Below are 25,859 nucleotides of genomic sequence, written 5' to 3'. Positions count from 1 at the left end.
CTGCCCCAGGTGCGCCGACGGCTTCAGCATCTACTGCTGCGCCGCCTCGGCCATTGTCCAATGTGCCTCCGCAGACTCGGCGCTCGCGCTCCTCCTCGAGGGCCGTCACGCATCTGATCAAGTAGTATTAGGCGTGCCGAAAAGAGCGGACGGCTTGTAGGCTTCTCCAACGCTGCCCTCGATGAGCCGACGTCGGCGGAAGACGCTGAAGCCGGCGTGGACGTGGCTACCCTTCTCGAGGATGCCGGCCCAGCCCGTGACTTTACGGTCGCCGAAGTCCACGTCGAACGTCTGGCGCCAGAGCCGCGAACTCGCGTTGCGAGTCTTGTAATACGGGGCGTCGAGCAGTTTCGGTGGGTCGTAGGAGAGTTCTTCAACGCTGCCCGCAGTCGTGACACGGAGTTTGACGATGCCCTCGTTCATGAGGACGCGGTAGATGCTCTGCAGGTGATCTTTGATCTTCGCCAGGGTGCGGCCCTTTGGGCGCACCCTGAGGTCAGTGAGCGTGACGACGGTGAAGTGGTCGCTCTCTCTCGCCGTAGTCGTCTCGATCGGGAGCACCTCAGCCCCAGAGCGCATGATCGCCGGGATGTTGAAGATCACGGTGCGCTGAACCGACTCACCGAGCGCGGAGGTGCGAACGGTCCACTTCTTCGCAAACCAGCAGGCTGCCGCCTTCATTCCGAGGCCGAACTCGCTGAGGCCGGTGGCATCGGCAGGCGGCGTTGCCGGTGAGAAGGCCCGCGGGAAGTCCACCCAGGCGATGCCACCTGCGCGGTCGGTGATCGCGATCTCGTTGTCGTCGATGTTCACGTCAATCACGAGCGGGCCTGCGTGGCCGGCGTCGGCAAGGCGCTGTTGGTTCGAGAGGAAGCTCTGGATCGAGTTGTCGATGAACTCGGCAAGAGCGAACCAAGGCTTGTAGTTGAGACGCGCGAACGCGGCGTACATCCCCACCTGTGGGCGGATGTTGAGCTGACTCGAATGGGCTACCGACCGTGTGGCGGCGGTCGTCGTGGTTGGCGTGGCCTGGTGTTCGACGGCCTTCGCCTGGGTCGTCGTCCAGATGCCTTCCGAGATCATCGCCTGCACATAGCGGTCGATGTTCTCCGGCCGGAACGCGTACAACGTCTCGCCCGACGTATTCTCGTGCGTGGCGAACCCGGTGTCGGCGGCCTCTTCGAGCAGCGACAGAGGCATGAACATCGAGAACCGGGTCGTCCGACCCATGCGGCGGTAGGGATCGAAGGCGACGATGACGGCCCGTCCGGGGCCCTGCTCCTGCCAGATGCCAAGCAGCAACTCGTGGCGGCTCGGGTCGTCGATGATCGGTGTACCCTGGGCCGGGTTCTGAAAACGGCGTTCGAGGTGGCGACCCCGAGCACTCCCGCCGATGCGGCGCGCATAGATGGCTACGTCGAAGGTCTGACTGTCGACGGTGAGCGTTCCCTTGGTTGGCCAACCTGAGCCGGCGTCGACGACCGCCAGCGCCGGTCGCAGCAGTTCGCCGAGGCTCATCGCGGTCGAGGCGTCGTCGCGTGCTGCGCGCTCGGCACGACCGGGCGACTTCTCCGCCACGTCTACACCAACCTCCTCGTCATCATCCTCCTCAGCCAGCGCCGTTGCGCTCTCGGAGCGGAGCTGGCTCACGTAGTTTCCGAGCAAGGTGCGCCCGTGCGTCGCCTGCAACTGCGCTTGGAGCGAGTTCGGATCAGTCCTGAGCAGGGTCGCCAAACGACGAACAGCGCGGGCATCCTCGCGCACCTCGGACACCGTCTGGTCGAGATCGAACTCCTGTGCGACGGGATCGAGACGAAACGCCAACTCGGCTTGCAGGTCTTCGAAAGAGCGCCGCGCCTGACCTCCGAGGTTCGTCGCGACCAGGTTCCAGTCTGCCAACGTCAACGGCCCCGTGTGGCTGACCAAGTTCGTGAGATCGGGTCCCACACGCGTCATCGCCGCTACGACCATCTGCTCGTGCGTCCGAGCGCGCGGGAGACCATAGTGATCGACGATTCGCCGCAAGTCGTCGATATGCAGAACTCGGAGAAGGCGGCGAGACAAGCGAGCTGGGCGACCGGGCGGCATGTCGGATCCTTACACGACACGCTCCTCTCGACCAGATGAGCCACGCTCTGCTTAGACGATTTTTCGTTCTGTGAGCAGCGACGTCCAACCGAGTTGCGTAGACGAGCGGCGGCCAAGCCACGCGTGCTGACCGGGCTTGCGCGCTGCGGCCTCTGCGGCGCGAGCTACCAACTCGAGACCTCGGGCAAGTCGCGCGAGGGCGTCATGTATGGGGACTGCTACTACAACTGCCGCACGACGCTGCGCGCGGGCAAGAAGGTGTGCCCTGGCTTCCGCATGCGCACAGAGGAACTCGATGGTGCCGTGCTTGAGAAGATTGCTGATGTCGTGTGCACGCCCGAGCGCGCAGCGCAACTCGCTCGTCGGCACAACTGGCCGCTAACCGCCGAGGTCGTGAACGCGTGGCGTAACTTCATCCTACGCGGCCTGGACGCGGATCGACTGACTGGCTGCCCCGCGCGGGAGAGGGCCGAGAGCGTTCGACTCAGCACCGCGAGCCGGAATCCTTTGGGATTCAGGGCTCAAGCACGACGGCAGTGCGATGGGCCTGAAAGCAAAAAGGCCCTGCCGGGTTAGGGCAGGGCCTTTTTTTGCTCCCCGAACGGTGCCCTCTACGAACTCGTTCTCTGCTCTCTCTCCAGAGAGAGCGACAGATATCACGAGTGTTTTCTTGGGGTTGCGCGAAGCGTGGACATTCAGGGCCCGATTGGCTCGCCGCGAACTTCGTGCCTGCTTGAGCGCCAGAGCGCCGCTTCCCGAATCACCACCATGATGCCGGGCGGGTGGGGAAGGGGCACACAGTCTGGTGGCTGTCGACACCGTGACGGGCTTGGGGCACAGGTCCCGCTCCGGACCGGCCCGCCCCGTCTCGCGGGCCGCGCCCTCCACGACGCAGACGCGCGCCTTCACGCGGCCTTGACGCGCGCATGACACAACCACCGAGTGTTGGGTAGGCGCACCACGCGGGGACGTGGACCGAGCAGCGGACGGCGTGGGCGGTTCTGGGAGTATTGGGCGCGTGAGCACGTGACGATCTTGACGCGCTAGCTGGTGCCTGCGTATTCTCGGTTCGGTGATTGAGCGCGTGAGCGCGTGACGGAGTGAATCTTGGACGGCGTCGGCTACCTCAACAGCCTGGGACTCAAGGTCACCGACGCCGCTCAGCGGTCGATCGGTCGCCTCGCCCTTGCTGGCGAGTTCGTCCTTGAGGAGCGACGGGGTGTGCTGCTTCGTCCGAAGCGAGGTGGCGTCTCCGATCGGTATCTCGAGTTGCTGGCCGCCGAGGGGTACGCGTTCGTTGTCGTCGACAATGGGAACTCCCCGTCCATGTACGCTCGTGCGGGGGAAGGCCTCGTGCCGGTCCGCGCCCTGCCCGTGAACACGCCATCGCGATTCCCCTCGCGCGATGTGCTGGCGGCGTGGGCGCAGCTCATTCGGTCGGCTGCTGGTCGTGGTGACGCCGCGAGGCTCGGAGCCGCACAGCTCCTTGCGTACTTTGACGACGGCGGTGTCTTCACGCCTGCCCTCGTCCAGAGCAACAGCGCCCCTCAGCTCGACCGCATCGGCGGTGCGCCCGAGGACGACGCCGAGCCCCTTCGAACGGCGGCGGCCCTTCTTGCAGGCTTCGAGCTTCGCCCTGGCTCTCGCGCCGAACTCGTCTGGTTGTTGGGGGCGCTCGCTTCGCTCCTTCACCACAAGGGCGAGGTCTCGGGGCTGGCGGAGGGGTTGGCTGAGATGCTCGAGTTTCAGCAGCTCGGTGCGCGGCGCCTCGTCGTGTCGGGGGGCGCCGGAGCCGAGCTGTCGGTGCTCTTCCGCTCGAGCGGATCGGCGGCACTGCCCACCGCGCTCGACGCACTGGGACCGGTGCTCCAGCGGCTCCTCCCGAACGTAGAGCTCGAACTCGGCGACTTCCTCCACTCGTCCACGCGGACCGACTACTCGGGCGTGATCGTTGTTCCGCCTCTTGGGATCGAGTTCCGCGGAGCCCAGTTCGAAAGCTTCGATCTCGCTAAGCGCGGCGGGAAGCTGCTCTCGCGAGTCTCAGCGGAGTTGCTCTACGTCGAGCACGGGCTCGCGGCCACGGCTCCAGGCGGTGTGCTCGTTGCCGTCCTCCCGGAGGGGCTGCTTTCGAGCGCAGGGCACGCTCAGTTCCGCGAGTGGCTCCTCGCGCGAGCACGCCTTCTCGCGGTTGTGAGCCTCAGGGCTGGCTCGTGCTTCCAGGGGACGGGGGTCAAGTGCTCGGTGGTCCTGCTGAAGAAGGGGGCGCCAGAAGCTGACTACCCGATCTTGATGGTCGACGCTGACGACGGCGACGGGCTCATTGCGGCCAAGGCGACGCTCGACGACTTCCTCAACAGGGAGGTGTCGGCGTGCGCGTAGTGACCCTCTCCAGAAACGATCTCGGCACGCGGCAGGTGCGCTTCGATCCGGGCTTCTACGTCGGGCGTGAGTACGTGCGCACGGCGGAGAACTCGGACGGTAGCCGACGGGTACAGCTGGGCGACATCGTTGAGTCTGTTCACGAGGGCGCTCGACTTCCGACTGTCAGCGAGGGCATTCCGATGCTCCGCCTGAACAGCGTTCGACCGTGCGAGCTCGACATCGGTTCGGCCGTCCAGGTCGATGGAACGGCGGCGAAGTGGATGAACGTCGCGGCTGGGGACGTGCTGTTCACGCGCGCCGCTCAGCCCTTCCGTGCGGCAGCCGTACCCGACGGTGTTCCACGCGAACTCGCCGTCTCGTCGGAACTGACCGTCATCCGTCCTCGTCCCGCGGTGGTGCCGGAGTATCTCGCTGCCGTGCTCTGCACGCCGACGCTCAACGGCCTCCTGCGTGACCTCGCCTACCAGGGGCGGTCCTCTGCGCTACCCAGGCTTCGCCTCGCGGATATCGAGCGCCTGCCGATCCCACTGCCTCCGCGTAGCCTGCAGGAGTCCGTGCGGAACCAGTACCAGCGAGCGCTGGGGCTGACGTCCCAGGCTCATGCGGAGATCAACGCCGTCGTGACGGCGCTCTACACCGAGATCGACCATCGCGGTCCTTCCGCGACGTCGTCGGCACGCACGCAAGAGGTGCGGCGCGCTGCACTTGGGAGCCGCTGGGACGTGTCGTTCGCTCGAGGTCGAGCGCTGCGCGGAGCCTTGTCCACCTCGACGAACATGCGCCCCCTTCGCGAGCTGGCGAGTCCGGTATCGCCCAGCCTGCGTGGGCTGAACGAGGACGAGAGTGTGGTTGCCATCCAGGCGGACGAGGTGAACGAGGCGACCTTTCTCGTGGAGGGAGCGGAGCTTCGCGCCCTCTCCGTGCTCTCGTCTCGGATGCGTCAGCGTCTTCAGATTGGTGACGTCCTGCTGTGTACGACGGGCGACGGTGACCAGGTCGCGTTCCTCGACGACGAAGTGGCTGCCGGCGATCACCCGCTTCTCGCGAGCGCGACCTTCACCGTGCTCCGCTTCTCGGAGACGCCGCGCGTGTTCGCCGCGACGCTTCGGCACCCGCTGGTCCGCGCGCAACTGCGACTGCTCTCCTCCGGCTCCGTTCAGCGCTTCATCAACAAGCGCGACCTCGACGAGCTCCTCGTACCTGTCCTCGGAAAGATCTGGCGGGAGGATTTCGAGACTAGGCTCACGCGTGCGATGCAGAGGCGCCGCGAGGCGCTTCTGGCGCGCGCGGCGCTCATCGGGGCTGCTGATGACTACGTGCGGGAGGGGACCCAGTGACGGCAGTGAGCATCAAGGCTCCGGACGGGCTGACCCATCTTGCGCGGCGTGACGTGCTCCAACGAGCACTCGGGGCGGCGCCTCGGCTCGCCGTCGTGCCGGGGGGCAAGATGTCATCACTAGATCGAGTCGTTGCGCAGGCCACGCAGCTCCCGCTGTTGCACCGCCTGGTCCAGATGATCGTGCTGGGCGAGAGCGACCTGACCTGGCTGCAGAAGAAGGTCGGCTTCAAGAGCCTCCGCAACGTCTACTACTACGTCGAGGCGGCTCGCTGGGCCCGGCTCCTGGACGAGGACGAGGTTCGACCGACCAGTCTCGGGCGACGCTACGTCGACTCCCGCTTCGACCCGCGCGTCGTGTTGGAGGGCGTTCGCGGTCGCGCGCTCTTCGAGGAAGTGATGTGCGTGACCGCCGGCGACGTGCCGACGCCCGAGGTCGTTGCCGACGTCCTGCGTCGTTGGAGCTTCCGCTACACCAAGGGCACGCTGGCGCGGCGCGCGCGCGACTTCTGCAGGCTCTTCGGCAGCATCATCGAGCAGGCCGCCAGCCCTCCAAAGTTCAAGCTCGTCGGCCATACCGCCTGGGTCGAGCCGCGAGAGATTGCGACGTTGGACGGCGTCGCGATGGTGTGGCCCGTCCACCAGCTCGTTCCTCTCCCAGGCTTTCGCCGCAGCAAACGTGAACGTGCCGCGGCGTCAGACGATTCACAGCTGCACTTGCCCCTCGAGGAGGACGCATGAGCGCGAGCCTCACCGAGCAGATTCGAGAACTCCTCATCGTCCGTGGACCGGCAACCCCGGAGCGAGTGGCCGAGGTAATTCCAGAACTCGCCTCACATGGTGGTGCACAGAGGGCGCTCCTGCTCATGCGGCTCGACCCGACCCTCGAGAAGACGGGCTCGGAAATGTGGGCTGCACGAGGGACGGCTCTCACCGACGAGCGTCGCGCTCGCAAGGCGTTCGAGAAGTTCATCGAGGGGCGCCAGGGCGCGCCACTCGCCAGTGCAGTCCGCGCCGTCGCGGGCGATACAGGCATCCCGGAGTACCGCGCACACGAGCTGCTGACGGCACAGTTCGTCGTCGTGGGCCCCAACATCTTCAACCGACGACGGTAGCGAGAGGACTTCAAATGGCGACGAAGAAGAAGAACCTGACAGACGCACTGCGCGAAGCCGCGCGGGAGAAGCTCTCGCAGCTTGGCTACAAGCAGGTGCAGGCGGACTTCGCGCTCTTCGATCCACTGGGCGATGGCTCGATGGCGGCCACGGCGGAACTCGTTGCTCTCGATGACAAGGAGCCCGTCATCCTCTTCGCGAGTGGCGAGCCGGGCGATGCCTCTCGGCCACCCGTGCAGGACGACGCGAAGTTCAAGGCCGGCCTTGGTGCTGCCAAGGGCAAGCCGTTCCGCTTCGTTTGGGTCTGGGACGGCGAGAATGACTTCATCTTCGATGTTGAGAAGGACGCGCAGGTGTCCGCGCTTCCGGCGCGTGACGAGTGGAAGTCCGTGGCCCGCCCCATCTCGGACAGTCGCACTCGGCTCGTGCAGGAGGTGTCGGCTGAGTACCACCGCGGGGACTTCCGAACGATCCAGCGCAAGTTCGACGAGCTTCACGGGGCTATCTACTCGCGCGGGGGCGTCAAGCCCACCAACGCGGCGATCGACGAGCTCGGCAAGCTGCTGTTCTTGAAGGTTCACCTCGAGAAGGCGCCCACGTACGTCCTCAAGACGGGCGTCGGCAAGGGCAAGAAGTTCGCGGACGTCTACTCCGCCGAGCACGTGCGTGCCCACAAGAAGGACGCCGTCATCCAGCTCAAGGATGCCTTCCGGGAGATCAACAACCTGCCGCAGTACAAGGCGACCGACATCACCGGGGAGGAGCACACGATCTTCTCCTATGACGAGCCGCTTCGCCTCGAGAACCCCGATGTCCTCGCCCTCGCGATCGAAGCCCTTGAGCTGCGCGATCGCGAGGGGAAGCCGATTCGCCTCTCCATCCCGGACCGAGAGCTGCTCGGGAACGGGGCGAAGGCGCGTGAGATGCGCGCCCACCTCATCCACGAGGACCTTCTCGGTTGGGCGTTCGACGTGTTCCTTCGGGGCAAGTACGCCAGCGACGAAGGGCTCGCGACGTACCTCACGCCGAGTCAGGTCGTCGAGTGCATGGCGCGCATGGCGTTCCACGACATTCCCGACGCGGATCTATGGGCGCGCCGTGGAGATGATGGACAGCGTGAGCGCTGGAAGCCCCAGTCGGATGCGGAGGCGGCGCTCCCCGCGTTTCTGTGTGGCGACATCTGCTGTGGCACCGGGCGGTTCCCTGTCGGTGCGCTTCGCGAGGTGAAGCGACGGATCCTCGATGACAAGCACGTTGGGCACTCCGACGACGACAAGCTTCGGTGGCTTTCGCAGATGAAGCGCTACAGTCTGTTTGGCGCGGATCAGGCGGCGGGTTCGATCCAGAAGGCTCGCATCAACATGCTCCTCTACGGAGAGGATCATGGGCAGCTCCTGAAGGTCGACGATTCGCTCACGGACCCCCATCTCGATCGACTGATCGGAAAGTTCGACCTCATTCTGACCAACCCGCCGTTCGGTGCGGGCAGCTACGAGGATCCTCGAGGGCTGGCCCGTATGCGAGATGGAGCCGCGGGATTGGAGCTCGGCTGGTCCTGGACGGCCGGAGACCGCAGCAAGCGAAAGGCCCTCGAGAAGACCGACCCTGCTGCGCTCTTCATCGACCGCAATCTGCAGCTTCTCAAGCCGGGTGGGCGTCTTCTCATCGTTGTGCCCGACGGACTGCTCTGCAACTCCGGAGACGCCTACGTCCGCGAGTACATCATGGGGGCAAAGGATGACGAGACGGGAGAGTTCCTAGGCGGCAAGGCGATCGTTCGAGCCGTCGTTGGCTTGCCCGAGCGTGCGTTTTCACTTGCTGGCACGGACGCGAAGACGAGCTTCATCTACCTGCAAAAGAAGCGGCATGCCGCCGAGAAACAGCAGGCGATCTTCTTCGCCGCTGCTGAACACGTCGGATACCTCAAGCGCGGCAAGAACGAGCTCCCCGATCCGATGGGAAATGACCTCGTAGAAATCGCGTCGCAGTACGCGGCTGGTCCGAAGGATGTCCGATGAGGGGGCGACTGCCGGCATCGGTCTGGGTTGGGCCGACGCGTGTCGATGACCGCATCGACACGCGCCCCTACAAGCCGTGGGTTCTGGCGCGCATTGACCGCTGCACTAGCTTTGGTGGCGGTACGATTCGACTCGGCGATCCCGGGGTATGCTCGCAACTCTCAAGGGGTGTTGGAGGAGGCAAGCCAAGCGAGCAGGCTGTCGCCGTCTACAAGGCCAAGGAGGTAACGGGCTACGGGTTCGCTGAGCCCGAAATCTTTCTTTCGGATTGTACTCCGCCCAAACTCTTGCAGGATGGCGACGTTGTACTCACGTCGTCAGGAATTGGCACCATCGGCCGTGCTGACTTGTTCGATCATCGTTCCTTTCCGAAAGGTGTTCGCTGCACCGTCGACAACCATGTCACCATCATCCGGACGTCGACGGACTCGCTGCTCCCCGAGTTTCTGGTCGCGTTCCTAAATAGCGCATACGGCAAAGCTTGGTCTGAGTGGGGGACCACGGGAAGCACCCGGCTCTTGGAACTTTCTCCCTCCAAGGTGCGTAGATTTGAGGTTCCAAGAGCTGACACCCGCATCCAGGAGTACATCGCTGCCCGGATTCGACTCGCGCGCGAGTGCGGTGCCGCTTCAACGGCACTCCGTCGAAGAGCTGCTGCGGAGTTGGCTTCACTTTGGAAGTGGGATGCTGCTCCAACGCACAGGCAGGACGGTAGCTCCGTTCGCGCGCACATCGTATCAACCCTGCGAATCGATGACCGCTTGGATGCGCAGTTCTACGAGCCCTGGCACCTTGAGTTGGAAAGCTGGCTGGACGAGCACGAGTGCTGGCCCCTTGGGGACCTAGTCTCGTCGCCGGTTAAGGGCGTTCAGCCGGAATACGATTCTGAAGGCACGATTCCAGCCCTCACGGTCACTCATGTGGACCCCTTCCTCCTGGATCGCTCAGGCGCCACAGGATTCGTTTCGGAAGCATGGGTCAAGAAGAATCCCAGAGCTCGAGTTGAGGCTGGTGACCTTCTTTGCACGGTCACTGGGCCCCCGCTGGGCGAAACCGTTGTCGTGGAGCAGTCCCACCTTCCTGCCGCGATCAACAGTCACGTGGCGCGTGTCCAAGTCCGATCGAACTTCCCGTATCGGCACCTGGCTGCGGGCATCCTGAATTCCCCGTTGGGACAGTGGCAGACGACTCGTTACTCCAAGGGCATTCGGCAAAAGGAACTCTATCCGAAGGACTTCATGCGGTTTCGGTTCCCGGTGCTGCCGCCTCGTGACGCGAGGCGTTTGGACCGGCTTTATTCGAACGCCTGTAGCTTGGCAGAGCGGGCACGAACGCTCGTCGATGAAGCGAAGGCTGACGTCGAAGCACTACTAGAGGGGAGGCTGGAGACTGGAGCGATCATCTCCGGGCGCGTCAAGGCACCTTCTTCCAGGAATGTCTCGGAGCTTGCGGAGGAGATCGAGTGAACGTCGCCCTGCGCCCAGCCGGCGCGACGGCATTCTTCGATCACCTCGCCACGTGGGGCGAGGTGTCGAAGGACGAGTTGCGCGACCTGCGCGCAGAAGGGTGGGCGACTGCCCTCGTCGAAGCGGGGGTTCTCGAGGAAGTGCATGACGACGGCGCTGACGCTGTCGCCTGGCACTTCGCCGCTGGCTTCGTGTTCCTTCTGGACCGCGACAGCATAAAGGTCGCCCGGCGGGCGTGCTTCGCGGTGCCCGCCTACCGCGCCTACCTCGTCGGGATTCTCGCGGAGGGCCTAATCGACGCAGCGCGCGCGTCGATGACCTCGGAGTTGGAGGAGTGGACCAAGGGCGACCTCGCTCCCCTCCTGACTGAGGTGAATCGCTTGCTCGATGGTCTCGAGAGTCAGGGTCGCCTCGTCGACTCGTCTCCCCCGGACCTCGATGCGAGGATGGCGAGCCTGCCTGGGCGAGACGGATCGTTCGCTTCCTGGGACCAGTTCCTCCTTGGCCAGTCAGGTCGCCCTAAGACGCTCTTCGACTTCGTGCTGCGCCGCTTCGCGCCGAGCTCTCAGCCAGCCCAGCGTGTCGACGATCCGGCTGCGGTGCTGCGGCCACTCCCGCTCAGCCGCGAGGATGGCTTCGATCTCGGGTCGGCGTCGCTACCCGCTCCCTGGAACACCAGGCGCCGTGGCATCTTCAGCGGGATCGCGCTCATCGATGAGCACGGCCGCCGGTTGTTCGACGAAGACCGTCCGCTGACCGAGGTGCTCCCGGACCTGATTCGGGACGCGATCGTCGAGCATCCGTTCTACGCCGTCGTGGTCCATCTCGCGATCTGCGCGTGGCGCTCGCCTGCCGCAAGCATTCCAACCATAGAGCTCTTCGTCCCGGCGTCGGGTGCACTGCACGACGCCTCTGTCCTCGTTGGCTCTCGTGACACGGGGCGCCTCGCGGACCTCCTTGGAGACCTGGTGCGAGCGCAGGGCTTTGCTCCGTTTGGTCTCCGCGATGGCAAGGTGTCCGACGAGCTCATGACGAACCTGCTCCGCAACCTGATCGAGGTTGGGATTCTGCGCCGGCAGGATGAGCTGTTGGTGCTGGACGAGCAGTACCAGGCGTCGTTGATGGCCTCACGCCTGCGGACGGTGTTTCGGCCGGGCAAGCAGGTTCAGACGCGCATCGTCGCTGAGCTCGGCGCCCGTGTGGCGAACGGGGGCCAGCCATGAAGCCCCGCAAGGTCGATCTCGCGTTCGAGTGGATGAGCGCCCAGCCTCGCCGCCCGCATCACTACCGCGACGAAATCTGGCCCGCGCTTGCCAAGCTCCATCCGGATGAATTCGCAGAGAGCAAGAGCCGGAAGACGCCGTGGTACTCGCTCCACCGCGACATGTCCGAGGACGAGCGTTTCGTCCGTGGCGAGGCCGGCCTGTTCGAGCTCGCAACGAGTGATGCCACGACCGCTGCGCCGGAGGACGGGCCCGTGCTCGCCCATGAGACCCCGCCCGCCAGTGCAAGAGTCTGGATCGTTCAGGCCAACCCGAAGTTCTACCGGATCCTCGAGGTGCTGCAGCGCGTCGACCGAATGCAGTTCCTCGCCAACCGGTACAAGGACCGGATCGCCGTTGGCGACATCGTCCTGCTCTGGATGTCCGGTGAGTACGCCGGGATCTACGCGCAGGCGCGCGTCGTCGAAGGAGTCGCGGAGCGGACGTCAGGCGGGGAGGACGCGGCATTCTGGGCCGACGGCTCTGACGGGAACACCGCCCGACCTCGGGTTGTCCTCGCGATCGATAGGCGGTTCCTTGGTAACGCGCTTCTGAGGAGCACCATCGCGGCGCAGACGGGGCTTGAGGGCTTGATGATTCTGCGCCAGCCGAACGGCACCAACTTCGCCGTCTCGGACGAAGAGTGGTCTCACCTGCGCGCCCTTTTGCCGAGCGACGAGAACGTCGAGCCCTCCACTAAGGTGCTCGCCTGGGCGAAGAAGCGCGCGCCCCGCGCCGGGAAGCTCTACGAAGAGAGCTGCGGCGAGCTTCTCGAACGCTTCGTTGCGGAAGCGTTTGCGGATGGGGAGGAGCATTCGCGCGACGAGATCACGCAGTGGCTCTTCGAGTCGTACCCGCTGTTCAAGCCGATCACGGTTCAGTGCCACATCGAGAAGTACACGACGAACTTCCGGAGCCGAGTTCACTACGGCGCCACGGCGGACCATGACTTGCTCTTCCGTGTTGCAGAGGACTGGTTTCGGCTCCGGCTCTTCCGACCGGGAGAGGACCCGGCTCCGATCCACGAGCTGCCCGGCAACGGCAAGTCGCCGAAGGTAGCGGCGGGCAAGGCGGCCCGCAAGCAGTCGCCGGTCGACCGCAACCGCCGTCTCCTTTATCACCTTGCCACGTACGGAGAGCTGACGGACCGCGACCTCGAGGACCTCGGGCTCGGTGATGCCGCCCTGTCGGATTGGCTCGACGCCCTGCTGGTCCGGCGCCCTGGCGCCTACGTCGCCACGCCGCTCTTCTTCCAGCTCGTGGAGGGGGATGCCACCCCGGCGTTCTTCACGACGAGGCTCGCCGCACGCTTCATGGGCGAGCACCTGCGGCGTCACGCGAGCGATGCCATTCCCGAGCTCGAGGAACACGTCTGGTCGCGCTTCGGCTCCTGGCACCTGACCCAGCCGAACGCGGGTGACATCAAGACGCATGCGTACCTAAGCGTGCCGCTGCTGGAGGCACGAGACGTGGCGGCATCGGAGCGCATTGATCTCTTCGCGCAGCTGTCCTCCAAGGTGATCGGTGATCTGATCCGCGAGCCGGACTTCCTCTCCGAGCAGCAGTCGTGGAGTGCTGACGCCGCGGACAAGACGGCCGAGGGCCCCTTGAGTCGCCAGCTGCGCCGAAGCTGGAGGCGCCCCCTGTTGCTGAGCGCGGCCGAAGTGCCGCTCGGCGATGACGGCCATGTGCTGGTTGGCGAGATGGACCGCTCCGAGGTCACGACCCGTAGCCATGTCATCAGCGGACAGCCGCTGCTCGCGAGCGACGAGTGGGAGCCTGGGCTCACGCTCGGGCGCGACGAGGCGGCGGATCGACTCCTTCGCCATCCACTGGCTACGGCGATCGTGCAGTTCGAGGTGCACCGCCTTTTCGCGGGGCTGTCCGGCGAACCGGCGGCGCTCCTCACGACCGAAGGCACCGACGTCTCCCTTGAGCTTGACGCGATCTCGCGCGGCCCTCTCTGGCAACACCTGCGCGTGCTCCTCGAACAGGTTGGCTACTGGCCGGTCGGGGCGACCACGCGCGACAGTTCCTGGGAGTCCGCGGTAGGCGCCGCCGTCAGGAACTTGGAGCAGCTCGTAGTGCTCGAGCGTCACGGCGCCACCCTCAGACTCAACGAGTCCTACCAATCGCTCATCAAGGCCCATCCCGGACACCCGCAGAACCGCGGCGAGAAGCCGTACCGCGTCCGCCTGGCTCAGTTCCTCTCAACCATCCACGGAGGGAAGGAATGACGACGGCGTCCGTGCGCATCGCGCTCCCGAAACTGTTCCTCTGGAGCGAGCCGGGGCGCATTCAAGAGTATCCGGAGGCCGCGTCACGGGCGCAGGCGGGTCGCGTCTACTCCCGCACCGAGCTCGAGCGCGAGGTCTTCGACATCGCGGCGACGATGGAGTTCAAGGGCGGCGCGCCGCGCGGCAAGGGTACTGACGGCGTCATCAACAGCTACGGCATCGAGCGCAGCGGCGCGCGCTACCGCATCAACGGTATCAACCTCTTCGAGCAGCTTCCGAAGGGCGTTCGAGCGACGAGCGAGTGCCTCGAGCTAGGCGCCGCCTACCGGGATGCCGGCACGGACAAGGACTGGGCGCGTCGGCTCGCGCACCAGCTGCTCCGGCGAGAGCCCAGGACGCGGCTCGTCATCGGGCTCGGGCTGCGAGGTTGGCGACTCGGCGTGGATGCGGAGGGGGGCATCCCGAGCGGCGCGCTCTCCCTCACGTCGCCAACGGGAGAGACGCTTGCGATCGCGCAGCGAAACTGTGACGGGTTCAACGCACTGCTCGGAGACAACGCGGAACTCGCACTCGGCCCAGCATGGCGGGCAGACCTGACGGCGCTCGGGGCAGCCAGTCCCGTCGCATGGGAGGGCGTCCAGGGCGGTACTCCTTCTACGAACGACCTTCCGACTGCGCTGAAGAAGGCTCTCGCGGTCTTCTTTCATATCGGCGCCTTCGATGGCGGACCGACGTCGTGGGAGCTTGACGGAGCAGGCCTCGCGGAGGCGCTTGGCATCGACGACCTCGCGCCGCTCGGCTTCGAGGATGTGCCGTCGCCAGCCGCGCTAACGGACGACGAGGCCTTCACGCGTGCGGTGCGCGACTGCGCCGGCGCCGACGGCTTCCTCATCGTGAGTCAGCTTGCCGATCGCTTTGGCGAACTGCTGCACGTTCCCGCGCAAGACCGAGCAGCTGTGCTCGACAGCTTCGCGCGCACCGCGATGTACCACGACCATCTCCGGGTGCTGGACCGCCATCCGGGGCAGCCTCGAATGGGGCGCGGACTCTTCGGCGAGCCCGGAAGCCGACGCATTCGCATCGACTTCACGCCGCTCACGTCAGCCAACCAGCAACCTCGGTCCGCGGCCCAGACCTCCGCGGTGGTAACTTCCAGCGAGAAACAGGGAGAAGAACGATGACCATTTCCAAGCCGTGGGCCGCCAAGGGCGTCGCTCTCTACCCGCCGTCCTTCTCCATGGTGGGCCAGAACCAAGTGTTCAACGCCCTCCACCAGTTCCGCCGTTCCTTCTGGGACGGATCGACGAACGACATCACAGGCTTCTTCGTGGCGTTCGGCGACTGGGGCCTCGGGAAGACGCGGTTGGGGTACGAACTGATCGCGGAGGCAACCGGGCGGGTCGACCAGTGGCTGCTCAACAAGAACGAGTACGTGATTCCGCCGTTCCACCAGGCGGACAGGAAGCCGCGCGTGCTCGAGCCAGCCCTCCAGGACGGAGTGCTGCCGCTCTACATTCGGTACAGCACGGTCTGCGACGACGACCTCGACGCTGCCACCTGGGTGGCTCGGCTGTCGGTCGAAGCGCTCCGGCACACGCTTTTCGCTGATCCGACCGCCGGAGGTCCGCGCGACCTCTACGAGGACTTGAAGGCCGCGATGACTGCGAAGGGCGTCAATCTCAAGGCGCTTTCGGTTGTGCACGACGAGGCGCGTCCGTTCCCCGAGCGTCTGACCGCAGCGAAGAAGATCCTTCGTGATGCCAGCCTCAACCACCTCTGGATCATCGTCGACGAAGTCGAGACGCCCGGCGACCTCAAGCGCGGCCTCCGCGAGGACGCGCTGACCAAGGTGGATGACGAGTACCTCCTGATGGTCTCGGAGGTCATCAAGCACGAGAACTGGAGGAGCCAGCACCCCGACGTGAACTTCCTCTTACTCTGCAGCATGGGCATGAGGGACCAGATTCACATCGGCCCGAACCTTCGGCGCGCCAGTTCGGTGAGCATCGAGCCGAATCAGCTGACCGACGTGCAGAGCTACGTCGACCACATCAAGGGGAGCCTCGCGGATCCGAACGGCGTGAACTACCCCGCGGGGACTCTCGAGGGCGCATTCCTCTCTGCGAATCGCAACTTCGGCTGGCTCAACGTCATCATGGCATCGGTCCACGAGACGCACGCGCGCCATCTTGAGCGTAGAGACAACGTTCACGCATGGCAGCTGCTCAAGGACTTCGCCAAGACGGACGCGCGGGCGACGCACATCTTCAGTGACGGAGCGGTGCTTCCACTCCTCGGCAACGTCACGGGCGTCCCAAAGACGGAGGTCGAACGTCTCGTCTACGGCCAGCTGCCGGCTCCGGTCGGTGGGGCGGCCACTTCGGCTCTCACGGAAAACATGGCCAACGCCCTTCTCGCGCACGAGATGGCCGGGCGTGGGCGTGCGTTCGCTGAGCTGTTCCAGGTTCACATCGATGAGCGTGCCCTCGCCAACGAGCTGACGCGACCCGAGTTCGGCTTCAAGGCCAAGGAGGGCCGGGCGGACACCTACTTCACCCCGAACTGCGAGGTTTCTGTCGTCGGGCTGCTCGAGGCGCTGCGCGCCTTCTCGGTTGCTGTCGGGGGGGCACCAGGGACGGCCGGCGACTTCGTGGTGTACGGCGACCTCGAGCAATGGGGGGAGCAACTCGCTGCTCTGTATCCTCGCGAGGGAATCGAGTTCGCGGCGGAGTCGCTCCATCGGATCTTCTCCAAGGCCGAGTACCGCGTCGATGGGACTCGCTTCGTCGGAATGTCGTTCCGCCTGTGGCGCGAGTTCAACAAGCTCCTGGTGTCGGCGGCGGAAAGCGTCCGCTTCTTCAAAGACGGCAAGTACGAGGCGGCGCTCGACCAGTACATGCGGGATGTCAGCCAGACCAAGGCGAAGCGAGGCGCCGCGGTCTGTCTCGGGCTCGCGAAGCTGCTCGATGAGCGGCTGGATGACGCGGCAGCGAAGCAGGTGTCCGGTCTCAAGGACGTTCCGCACAAGGCGTTCACGTCGGCCTTCGTGTCGCCGTCTCTCGACGGTCTTCGGGTAACGCCCGATGGGCGCTGCACGGTTCTGTATTGTCTCGACGTACAGGAGACCCTCGACAGGCTCCGCGCGTACATCGGGCTCGAGAGGGTGCACCCGATCCTCGTTCTCTTCCCGGCGACCGCGGACGTCGTCTCGTTCGAGCAGCAGCTCGATGCACTTCCCGGCCTGCGGCGATGCGTCATCACGCGCCGGCTCGTGTCTCAAGAGGAAGAGTTCCTCCTCAAGTACTCGGGGCGAGGGGGCGCGTACAACGCGCTCGAGGCGAGACTGAGCAAGGTGGCGAAGGGGCTCGAAGGCTCCTACCGCGATGAGTGGCAGTCGAAGACTCGCGAGTGGGCCAACCTGCTGCGCAAGGGTGGCTACCTCGTCGCTCCCATCTGGACCCGCAAGATGGGCTCGATCGCAGACTTCGCGAAGGGCTATCGCTACATGCTCGCGAAGGACTGCTCTCTCGATGCGGCCGACGAGAATTCGGGTGGCCCGCTCAACAACGTGGAGTTCGAGAACTGCAGACAGGCCGCGAAGAAGAACATCGACACGCCCGCGGCATGGAAGTATGGCGACCTCCTCGGCCTGCTCACGACCGATGGGACGACTCGCCCGAGGGTGCCGCGGTGCTTCTTCGCGTTGCTGCAGGAGCTGCGAACGCAGTCGGCGGTGACGAAGCTGACGAACAGCTTCTTCTTCGCCGTCCCTGATAGCGAGATGAAGGCAAGCCAGCAACTCGAGCAGATCCTCGAGGTGCTCATCGGCATCGGCCTGGTCCGGAAGAAGGGGGACCTCTACAAGGCCGTCGACCGAACGCTGCTTGAGGCGCGGCGGCAGTCCGCATCGACGTGGTTGGAGGGGGAGTGCAAGGACTCCATCAAGAAGCTTACGGATCTGTTCCCGACCCAAGCGGGCATCCTGCTGAACAACAAATACCCGGCCGCGAAACAACAACTCAGCTCCGCTGAGAAGAGCATCCAGCAGGTTGGGTTCGATCACCTCACCGCGGACATCGAGAGCCTCACGGACGACGTCCTTCGCCTGACGGTCGGCCAGATTCTCGATATCGAGAAGCTCATTGTCGACGTCTGTCCTCTTGATATCGGTGAAAGCAATCTGGGCTTCGACTGCTCGGCGGCCCGGATCCTCTCGTACGAAACCCGGTACGCAAGCCTCTCGCTCTGGGAACGCGTCGCGTTCCTCGCGTGGCTGAAGAAGACGTTCGTCGGCACCCGCGACGAGATGATCCACGAGATCGACCAGCTTCTCGCTGAGGCCGGCAAGCTGGATGTCGCCGAGGGGCAGCCCTTCCCGATCGTCCCCGTCACGCTTCCGCTAAAGGCCATCAGGTCGGAGCTCGAGAACGCAGTAAAGGGCCCCGCTCCAGCAGGCTCTCAGACACGCATGGCGACGATTCCCGTCGCGAACTACGTGCTCCTGATCGACCAGTATCTGGTCAACTCGCAGTACGAATCCGCGTGGAAGCGCATGGATGCGCTGAAGGACCTCATCAGCAAGGAGCGTCCCGGAAGCTTCTTCGCCAGGTTCAAGAAGCTGCACGAGCAGTGGGAGAACGCGGTGAAGGACTACAAGCAGGCCGCGTCCGCATGGAGCGGACTTGCGGCCTTCGCTGCCGACGCGCCCAGTCAGGTCCAGGCTGGGTTGAACCCGCTGAAGCTCGAGGTCCAGAAGTACAAGAGCCTAGTCGAGGGCGGACTCAAGCAGCAGGTCCAGGCGCAAAGCGACCAGGTCGCAGAGGCCGAGTTGCTGAAGGTCCTCGAGACTGAGGTCGTCGCGACAGCTCAAGTCGTCCAGGGACTTCCGTCGCAGGTCAGCGAGAAGTTCGAGGATCTCAAGCGCGACCTGAGGAACGTCATCCAGCAGCGTGAACTCCGAGCGTTGAACCGCGTTCTGAAAGTGCAGGGCAAGCCCGCCAAGGTTGAGCCGACCCCTGCTGACACGTACGGGGCAACGAAGAGCCGCTATGAGGCCTTCAACGGTCAGGTCGCCCAGGATGGCGCCGCGTGCTTCGAGAACGCCGGCAAGCAGGTCCACTTCGGGCTGTGGGTCGACATCTCGGGCGAGCTCGAGGCGAACACCTACGACGAGGACAAGCACCCCGACCACGCCGATGCGATCAAGGAGCTCAAGCTCATGAAGCTGCTCCGGTCGAAGCTGGAGCTTCGATGAAGGCGCGCGTTCTTCAGGAGCAGGCGGACCTCTTCGAAGTCGGGGTCCTCTCGCAGACGGCGGAAGTTGTCGCGGTCTCGATGGAGGACCTGCTCGCCTCGCCGGCGGGCCCGCCGATCGTCGTTGTTGGACGACTGCTTGCGGCGTCCCAGCTCACCGAACTTCGTCGCTTCGCGGTGGCCGCCGCACGCGCGCAGGCTGCCATCCTCCTCGTGCCTCCATTCAACGACCTGGAGATCGGCCGCTACTTCGAGACCCCGGTCGAGGTGAGGGCTCAGCGTCGGACATCGTCGGAATCGGCGCGCATCGTCGACCAGTCCGCTGCGGCAGTACTTGGCGCAGTACTTGGCAATGCAGCGAAGGTCCGCTCGGACCACTACTTCGAAACCGCCTTGGGATCGGGCGTGGTGGCCGTTGACGAACAGGGGAAGCCGGTCCTGATCCGCTTCCACGCGACGAACACTTCCGGGCCCGTGTTCTTCTCAGCCCTTCAGCTCCTCACCTATACCGCGCTGACGGACGAGGGCCAGCGTCAAGCCACCCTTGCCCATCTGCTGTCATGGGTACCGGAGGCGCAAACTAAGCCAACGCCTCCTCGTGACGCCGCACTGTCCGCGCCGGGGCGCGGGGTGAGCGCCGACGCTGTCGTACCGGTCGCGCTGCTCGTGGCCGCCGGCGGCGCGCAGTCTGGCGAGGTTCTGGTCCGTCGCGCGAGCGAGTTCTTGGGCACGGACCTCAGCGTCACGCTCGTGAACGACGCGCTTGCTGCGCTCGCTGCACAGGGCCTCCTCCAGGGAACACCGGGTGACTGGACGCCCACGCCGAACGGCCTCCGCGAGTACTTGGAACGACTCGGGCTTCACGCGTACCTGCGGGAGCTGCAGGCAATGCTCGCCATCGAGGAGAGGCACGCATGAAGAGCATCGAACTATCCCGAGCACTGGCAGCAGCGATGAGCCTCCGGCTTCCCGGCACTGTGGGGAAGATCGCGAACAAGATGAGGTACATCGACGCGAAGGCTCCGCAGTTCGTCCGGGGTGGGATCATTCGCGCCGTCGATGCCCAGCGCTTCGAGCGCGTTCATGCGGTGGGAATCTCCTCGAAGAGCCGCAGCATGCCCGCCTTGGGAGGCGTCCTCTACGGCGCCGCGGCGCTTCGTCATGATGTCATCGTCTCGGGCAACCAGGTCACCGAGGGCTTCCAGGACAGCCGTGTCGACATCAACGACATGAACTTCCTCGACGCATCGGAGCGTCTCGCGTGGAAGGAGTACATCCTCGTCTATCGGCTTCTGACGGACCTTATGGAGTCGGATGCCCGTCCAGACGTGATCTTTGTCGACATCCCGTTGCTAGTCCCCCGTGCAGAGCAGAGCGTGAGCCTTGGAGAGCCTGAGGTCGAAGCGGAATGGAACGAACTCCTGGAGGTGATGGAGGGGTTCTGGCAGAGGTTCCTCCCCGCGCTCTTTCCCAACGATCCGAAGGGACCGTTTCTCGTTTCGCTCCAGTCGCGACGAGACCTGAACGCGGCGGTGCTGAATGCGCTCCGTGAGAAGGGAGCCGACGGGTCGCCCGAGGCGATCAGCACTGAGGCCGTCGACCTCGTGCAGAACGAGTGGTTGCAGCTCAGGCAGGTTGGCGTCCTTCGCTTCCTGCGCGGAGCTCTGCGCGCCGGGCACCGCACTGCGGCCTACTACTACGAGGCCCTCGGGCGGCAGATGAAGCGGTTCGAGCCGAAGACAGTCGCGAACCACGGCCTGATCGGCTTTCACATCCAGGTCGGCATCCGCACGCCGATCTGGAAGGTCGAAACAGTCGGCGCTGCGGGACAGTGGGACTCCGCGTCGCTCGACAAGCTGGCCAGCATCACCGCGTACCTGACGCTGAACGACAACCCTCACATGACGCCATTGCCGCTTTGGTACGCCGAACAGCTCGTGAAGATGCCGCGTGAGGTTCTTTCTAACTACCTTCGTTCGACCCTGGGCATGCTCAAAGACCGCGCAGTGGACCGGGCCTGGCTCGAGGGTGTCGACACCATGGATGAGGAGTGAGCATGTTCCGAGACGACGACAACTACATTGGCAAGCTCGTAGGAAACACAGGTCAGCCGGACAAGCTCACCGTCGCCCTGCGCACCAGCTTCTCTGCGCGACGTGGCGAGTTCGTCCGCGTCGCGCACCAGGAGCGCGAGTCCGACTCCTCGCTCGACGTGCTCGGCAGGATCGTGGGGCTCTCACGGTCCAACATCTTGTTCAGCCCCGCTCTGGGGGAGGGCATCAGCGAGGTCGAGCTCCTCCCCCAGTCTCGGCTCTCGGGCGAGACCGTCTACGCGACGCTTGAGCTGGTTGGCTACAAGGACCCGTTCACGGGGGAAATTCGTATTCCTCGACGCCCGTTGACGCCGGGCACGAAGGTCTACGGCGTCGACTACGCGTTCCTCACCAGCTTCTACGAGTTCTCAGAGGATACGAGCATCCATCTCGGAAACCTCGTCGGCTACGAGAAGGGGGAGAACATCGTTCCGGTCTTTCTCGAGGCGAATACGCTGGTCACTGAGCATCTCGCTGTGCTTGCGATGACCGGCTCCGGAAAGAGCTACACCGTCGGACGGATCATCGAGCGCCTGATTTCGCAGCTCAATGCCTCCGTCGTCGTCTTCGACCCGCACGGTGAGTACGGAAAAGCATTTCGTGGAGGGAAGCTCAATTTCAACGAGCGACTCGACAAGGTCGAGGACCCGCGGGACCGGCAGAAGCTCGACGAGATCCAGGGCACCCTCCAGAAGCTTCAGGAGCGCGGCGGCGGCATCAAGGTCTACACACCTCAGCTCCGCACGTTCGACGAGAAGTATGCCGGGAAGAACAAGCGACTCGCGCTCCAACTGGACCACTTCGACGTCGACGAGTTCTCGGGGGTTCTTCCCGGTCTGACCGAGCCCCAGCAGCGCGTGCTGGATGTGGCGCTCCGGTACTGGAAAGAGAACGTCGACGAGCCCCGAGACATCCAGGAGCTCTTCGCCATCCTCGAGGATCTCGATCGCCTGAAGGAGTGGGTTGGTGAATCGGGTAGCCCGGGAGAGGCCAACGCGCTGAAGGGAGGAAGCGCGAACATCGCCGCGATGCGCCTGCGGCGGATGATCAACGAGGCCCAGAGCTTCTACTCCCGCGCCGCTGGCGAGCCGTTCGATGTCTACGAGATGGTGGGCGATGACAGCACCACCACCGGTCGCCTTTGCATCGTCGACTTGCAGGGTCTTTCGAACACGGCCCGCCAAGTGATCGTGGCGCTCATCTCGAGCGAGCTCATGAAGGCCGCCGGCGACAAGCAGCGTCCGACCAGGCCCGTATTCATCGTCTACGAAGAGGGACACAACTTCGCCCCAGCCGGCGAACCTGCGATCTCCAAGAACATCATCAAGCGGATTGCGGCCGAGGGACGAAAGTTCGGCGTGGGCTTCGCGATCGTGAGTCAGCGTCCGAGCAAGCTCGACTCCGACGTCACGAGCCAGTGCAACACGATCGTGGCCATGCGGATCAAGAACCCGGATGACCAACGATTCATCCAGAAGACCTCTGACTACTTCTCGGCCGCGGACCTAGCAGAGCTGCCTACGCTGTCCACGGGCGAGGCACTCATCTGCGGGCGGGCGATCATTGCACCGCTCGTAGTCAAGGTCGGCACGAAGGCATTGATCCACGGCGGCGAGTCGCCGCGTGTCTGCGAACGCTGGGGAAAGTCACAGGGATGATGCCGGGAGCCCGACACTCGCTCGCTGATGAGGTCTTCGCCGCGCTCATTGACCGCAGCGTGATGGCGGAGCATTTCCCGATGCTCCTGTCGGGGGGGATTCCGGATCTTGGACTGACGATTCACTCGCACTTCCTCACTGTGCTAGCAGGCGTCGGTCAGTCGATGCACTACGCGACCGTTGCGGAGTGCCCGATCTGGTGGGCGCGCGAAGACGGAGTCGGAGACGTTCGCGCCGACTCGGTGTGGTTCGACAAGACTCCTCTGCGACCCAGGCTCGCGTTTGAGTTCGAGCGCTTCGAGAGGGGAGATGAGGGAAAGCTGCGCGGCAAGATCGAGAACCTCGCCATCACTTCGAACAACACCGAGGAACTCGGCCTCTGCGTCTTGGTCTACTGGGTGCGCAGCGGCTCGGCGCCGCGAAGCATGGACGCCATCATCGCCTCCTATCGCGATGGATTTCGTCGCAACGGGAGAGTCGTCCCGCCAGCCGGTACGCCGCTGATGCTCGTCAAGTGTGTGATGCGCGAGGTTGTTGGGACAGACCGTCTCGTGTTCGGCGAGTTCCTGCGAGACGAGCGCAACGAGCGGCTCGCGCTGGGGAGGGTATAGGCATGGCCCTGATCGTGTTCCGCGGCAGACCCGGCGAGGAGCTCGGCGATCGTTTCCGCTTGCTAGCTGAGTTGGGCAAAGGGAGCTTCGGCGAGGTGTGGCAGGCGCGCCGCCTGAAGGACGGCGTCACGGTAGCGCTCAAGATCCCTAAGGACCAGGAAAAGGGCGAGGAGGTCCTGCGGAAGGAGTCGGACATCATCAAGGACCTCCACCATCCCAACATCGTGCAGGTGCACGGCTTCCACAACATCAGCGAGCTTTTCGTCATCGAGATGGAGTTCGTCGATGGGTACGACCTGGCCAAAGTTCTCGACAACGTCAGTACCCAGGCGCCGCTCACCTTCGAGAGGATGCTCGATTGGACGCTGCAGATCTTGGATGGGCTCGCTGCGGTCCACGCCGCGGACATTTCGCACAACGATCTCAAGCCGCAGAACATCCTCGTCGACAAGGTGACGGGGGCAGCGAAGCTCACCGACTTCGGGTCCAGTCGAAGGCTGGAGGACGTCTGGGTGTGGACCAAGCGCCACGGGACTGAAGCGTACATGGCGCCCGAGGTTGCGCTCGAGGGCAAGCGCGCGAAGGACGTCAGCGACATCTACTCGATCGGCGTGCTGCTCTACGAGATGGCAACGGGGCGCCTGCCGTACTCGAGTCCGCACCAACTTCTGACGGGAGTGCAGCTCGCGAAGCCGCGAGAGGTCAACCGAGACATTCCCCCCGACCTCGAGGGGATCATTCTTCGCGCGATGGCGCGACGTCCCGAGAGCCGGTTTCCCAACTGCGCTTCGATGAGGGTTGCTGTTAACGCCTGCCTGGGCTCGCTGCGCACGGCCAGCGCGACCGCAGCGATGCCATCACGTTCGGAGCCCAGCCAACTCGGCTTCCGTCCCCCCACGTCGAGCCCGCTCTACTACCTCGAGCTCGCGAAGGAGCGTCTTGCCGCAGATGACGCCCAGGGAGCGTTGGAGGCAGCCGAGGCGGCCGTCGATCGGAGCGACGGGCACCCGCAGTACCTGCGCATGCTCGGCGGCATCTGCCTGCGCCTGGGCTACCAGCGCAAGGCCGCCGAGGCGTACGAACAGCTGCTCGCGACGTTCGACCGTGGTTACCCCGTCGAGGCACACCAGCGTAGAGAGGTGCTTGAGCGCCTCGGGCAGCTGTACGTCGGCCTTCAGCGATACGTAGAAGCCGTCGCCATCTACGAGCGCCTGCTTGAGCACGTCGACCGTCCGTACACGCGGTTTCGCCTTGCTGTCACGGTGGGGCTCGATGGCAACTACAAGAGGGCCATTCAGCTCCTCGAGAGCGTACGGGCTGAGCGCCCCGATGCCGTGGTCGTGTACTCAAAGCTCGGATGGGCGTACGCCCTGAACGGCAACGACCGGCTGGCACTGAGCTTCTACAACCAGGCCTTGGCGCTCGACGCCTACGACCTCTTCAGCCTCTTCGAACTCGGCAAGTACTACTTCATGATCGGCGACCGGCGACGGGCGCGGGAGTTCTTCCAGCGGGTCCTCGATGCCGACAAGCAGGGCAACTACGCCGACCGAGTCCGCGAGATCACTGGGCCAGCGGTCTGATGGGCCCCGGCACGGCAGCGCTGGCCACGGGCGGCGGCCCGGTGTGGCTACCTAATATTCGGGTCCGACGAGAAGCGCGCGTCAGCGAACGCGTCATTGCGTGCACAGTCCTGAGGATGGGCGCCCGAAGAATGCTTGGGCATGACGGGGTGAAAGTGGGTGAATATGTGCAGGTGCCTCTGTGAGGCCACGCGGTCCGTCACGGGGTGCGGCAGAATTCTGGCGTGCTGGCTACGGCCGGCAAGAATGGCCGGATGCGGGCCATCGTAAAGGCGCTTGCTCAAACGTTGCGCTCGGCCTTGCGGAGCCGTTCGGAGCTAGCACTGGAGAACCTGGCTCTTCGCCAGCAACTCGCAGTCTTCCGTGAGAAGCGCCCATCCCCGAGGCTTGCTCGGGGCGACCGCCTCTGGGTGTGGATCTGGTCCTGAGCACGGAGTGAGCTGACAAGCTGGGGAACTGCTGAGTGCCTGGTGCTCGGCAGCATCGTGCTTGCTCGTGGGTTGTGCCACCGGAGGACATCCCGCCGATGCCGAAAGTCACCATCGAAGTGCCGGAAGGATTCGAGGACGCTGTCGAAGCGCTGGAGGAAACGCTGAAGCGTGCCCAGAAGGGTGTGGCGGGTGCGAAGGCGGTAAGTCCTCGCCCGAGCCCGTCGAGAGCGAGGTTGACGCAGAGGTTCTGCGAATGATTGCTGGGTGAGTCGTCTCAGCGCGACGGGCCGCGAGCCTCGGCCCAGAGGGAGACTTCGCCGTCCGGC

At 64.7% G+C, this 25,859-nt stretch carries 17 protein-coding genes; 16 read left to right on the top strand and 1 reads right to left on the bottom strand.

The window, feature by feature from the left end; all coding sequences use genetic code 11:
- Positions 1–117 precede the first annotated feature (117 nt).
- The gene (locus D7X30_RS40720; RefSeq protein ID WP_233592108.1) at positions 118–2,025 is read right to left on the bottom strand and encodes an ATP-binding protein; all 1,908 of its coding nucleotides are present in this window, start codon (positions 2,023–2,025) and stop codon (positions 118–120) included.
- A gap of 186 nt (positions 2,026–2,211) precedes the next feature.
- Here D7X30_RS40720 and D7X30_RS40715 point away from each other — a divergent pair, with 186 nt between their 5' ends.
- The 16 genes from D7X30_RS40715 (at position 2,212) to D7X30_RS40645 (ending at position 25,102) form a co-directional block, all read left to right on the top strand.
- Positions 2,212–2,664, top strand: a complete 453-nt coding sequence (locus tag D7X30_RS40715) for a zinc ribbon domain-containing protein (protein WP_158619477.1) — start codon at positions 2,212–2,214, stop codon at positions 2,662–2,664.
- A 531-nt stretch (positions 2,665–3,195) separates the two neighbouring features.
- Positions 3,196–4,467: an N-6 DNA methylase gene (locus tag D7X30_RS40710; RefSeq protein ID WP_120568366.1), complete on the top strand. Its 1,272-nt coding sequence runs from the start codon at positions 3,196–3,198 to the stop codon at positions 4,465–4,467.
- On the top strand, positions 4,458–5,807 hold the full coding sequence (locus D7X30_RS40705) for a hypothetical protein (RefSeq protein ID WP_120568365.1): 1,350 nt from the start codon (positions 4,458–4,460) through the stop codon (positions 5,805–5,807). Before D7X30_RS40710 ends, D7X30_RS40705 begins: the two co-directional genes overlap by 10 nt.
- Positions 5,804–6,547 (top strand): hypothetical protein, encoded by a 744-nt coding sequence (locus tag D7X30_RS40700; RefSeq protein ID WP_120568364.1) that lies wholly within the window; start codon positions 5,804–5,806, stop codon positions 6,545–6,547. The genes D7X30_RS40705 and D7X30_RS40700 overlap by 4 nt, the downstream gene beginning before the upstream one ends.
- Positions 6,544–6,921, top strand: coding sequence for a hypothetical protein (locus tag D7X30_RS40695; protein ID WP_120568363.1), 378 nt, complete (start codon positions 6,544–6,546; stop codon positions 6,919–6,921). Before D7X30_RS40700 ends, D7X30_RS40695 begins: the two co-directional genes overlap by 4 nt.
- A gap of 14 nt (positions 6,922–6,935) precedes the next feature.
- Complete coding sequence (locus tag D7X30_RS40690; RefSeq protein ID WP_120568362.1) at positions 6,936–8,939, top strand: class I SAM-dependent DNA methyltransferase; 2,004 nt, start codon at positions 6,936–6,938, stop codon at positions 8,937–8,939.
- Positions 8,936–10,405, top strand: a complete 1,470-nt coding sequence (locus tag D7X30_RS41820) for a hypothetical protein (RefSeq protein ID WP_147443439.1) — start codon at positions 8,936–8,938, stop codon at positions 10,403–10,405. The genes D7X30_RS40690 and D7X30_RS41820 overlap by 4 nt, the downstream gene beginning before the upstream one ends.
- Positions 10,402–11,628, top strand: coding sequence for a hypothetical protein (locus D7X30_RS40685; protein ID WP_120568361.1), 1,227 nt, complete (start codon positions 10,402–10,404; stop codon positions 11,626–11,628). Before D7X30_RS41820 ends, D7X30_RS40685 begins: the two co-directional genes overlap by 4 nt.
- Complete coding sequence (locus D7X30_RS40680) at positions 11,625–13,904, top strand: EVE domain-containing protein (RefSeq protein WP_120568360.1); 2,280 nt, start codon at positions 11,625–11,627, stop codon at positions 13,902–13,904. Before D7X30_RS40685 ends, D7X30_RS40680 begins: the two co-directional genes overlap by 4 nt.
- On the top strand, positions 13,901–15,085 hold the full coding sequence (locus D7X30_RS42145; protein WP_158619476.1) for a hypothetical protein: 1,185 nt from the start codon (positions 13,901–13,903) through the stop codon (positions 15,083–15,085). Before D7X30_RS40680 ends, D7X30_RS42145 begins: the two co-directional genes overlap by 4 nt.
- Positions 15,082–19,158: a hypothetical protein gene (locus D7X30_RS40670; RefSeq protein ID WP_120568358.1), complete on the top strand. Its 4,077-nt coding sequence runs from the start codon at positions 15,082–15,084 to the stop codon at positions 19,156–19,158. Before D7X30_RS42145 ends, D7X30_RS40670 begins: the two co-directional genes overlap by 4 nt.
- On the top strand, positions 19,155–20,075 hold the full coding sequence (locus D7X30_RS40665; RefSeq protein WP_120568357.1) for a hypothetical protein: 921 nt from the start codon (positions 19,155–19,157) through the stop codon (positions 20,073–20,075). Before D7X30_RS40670 ends, D7X30_RS40665 begins: the two co-directional genes overlap by 4 nt.
- On the top strand, positions 20,072–21,211 hold the full coding sequence (locus D7X30_RS40660; RefSeq protein ID WP_147443437.1) for a hypothetical protein: 1,140 nt from the start codon (positions 20,072–20,074) through the stop codon (positions 21,209–21,211). The genes D7X30_RS40665 and D7X30_RS40660 overlap by 4 nt, the downstream gene beginning before the upstream one ends.
- Before the next feature lie 2 nt (positions 21,212–21,213).
- Positions 21,214–22,908 (top strand): ATP-binding protein, encoded by a 1,695-nt coding sequence (locus D7X30_RS40655; RefSeq protein WP_120568355.1) that lies wholly within the window; start codon positions 21,214–21,216, stop codon positions 22,906–22,908.
- Positions 22,905–23,519 (top strand): hypothetical protein, encoded by a 615-nt coding sequence (locus tag D7X30_RS40650; protein ID WP_120568354.1) that lies wholly within the window; start codon positions 22,905–22,907, stop codon positions 23,517–23,519. Before D7X30_RS40655 ends, D7X30_RS40650 begins: the two co-directional genes overlap by 4 nt.
- Before the next feature lie 2 nt (positions 23,520–23,521).
- Complete coding sequence (locus D7X30_RS40645; protein WP_120568353.1) at positions 23,522–25,102, top strand: serine/threonine-protein kinase; 1,581 nt, start codon at positions 23,522–23,524, stop codon at positions 25,100–25,102.
- Positions 25,103–25,859: the final 757 nt, after the last annotated feature.

It is taken from the genome of Corallococcus sp. AB011P, assembly GCF_003611605.1.
GTDB lineage: Bacteria > Myxococcota > Myxococcia > Myxococcales > Myxococcaceae > Corallococcus > Corallococcus coralloides.
Note: the sequence above shows the minus strand (reverse complement) of the source record. Positions and strands in the feature narration are given on the sequence as shown.

Excerpts from the sequence above, each read along its gene's own strand:
- D7X30_RS40665 (WP_120568357.1), top strand. The coding sequence starts at position 19,155 with ATGAAGGCGCGCGTTCTTCAGGAGCAGGCGGACCTCTTCGAAGTCGGG.
- D7X30_RS40680 (WP_120568360.1), top strand. The coding sequence starts at position 11,625 with ATGAAGCCCCGCAAGGTCGATCTCGCGTTCGAGTGGATGAGCGCCCAG.
- D7X30_RS40690 (WP_120568362.1), top strand. The coding sequence starts at position 6,936 with ATGGCGACGAAGAAGAAGAACCTGACAGACGCACTGCGCGAAGCCGCG.
- D7X30_RS40660 (WP_147443437.1), top strand. The coding sequence starts at position 20,072 with ATGAAGAGCATCGAACTATCCCGAGCACTGGCAGCAGCGATGAGCCTC.
- D7X30_RS40695 (WP_120568363.1), top strand. The coding sequence starts at position 6,544 with ATGAGCGCGAGCCTCACCGAGCAGATTCGAGAACTCCTCATCGTCCGT.
- D7X30_RS40650 (WP_120568354.1), top strand. The coding sequence starts at position 22,905 with ATGATGCCGGGAGCCCGACACTCGCTCGCTGATGAGGTCTTCGCCGCG.
- D7X30_RS40670 (WP_120568358.1), top strand. The coding sequence starts at position 15,082 with ATGACCATTTCCAAGCCGTGGGCCGCCAAGGGCGTCGCTCTCTACCCG.
- D7X30_RS40655 (WP_120568355.1), top strand. The coding sequence starts at position 21,214 with ATGTTCCGAGACGACGACAACTACATTGGCAAGCTCGTAGGAAACACA.
- D7X30_RS40645 (WP_120568353.1), top strand. The coding sequence starts at position 23,522 with ATGGCCCTGATCGTGTTCCGCGGCAGACCCGGCGAGGAGCTCGGCGAT.
- D7X30_RS41820 (WP_147443439.1), top strand. The coding sequence starts at position 8,936 with ATGAGGGGGCGACTGCCGGCATCGGTCTGGGTTGGGCCGACGCGTGTC.
- D7X30_RS42145 (WP_158619476.1), top strand. The coding sequence starts at position 13,901 with ATGACGACGGCGTCCGTGCGCATCGCGCTCCCGAAACTGTTCCTCTGG.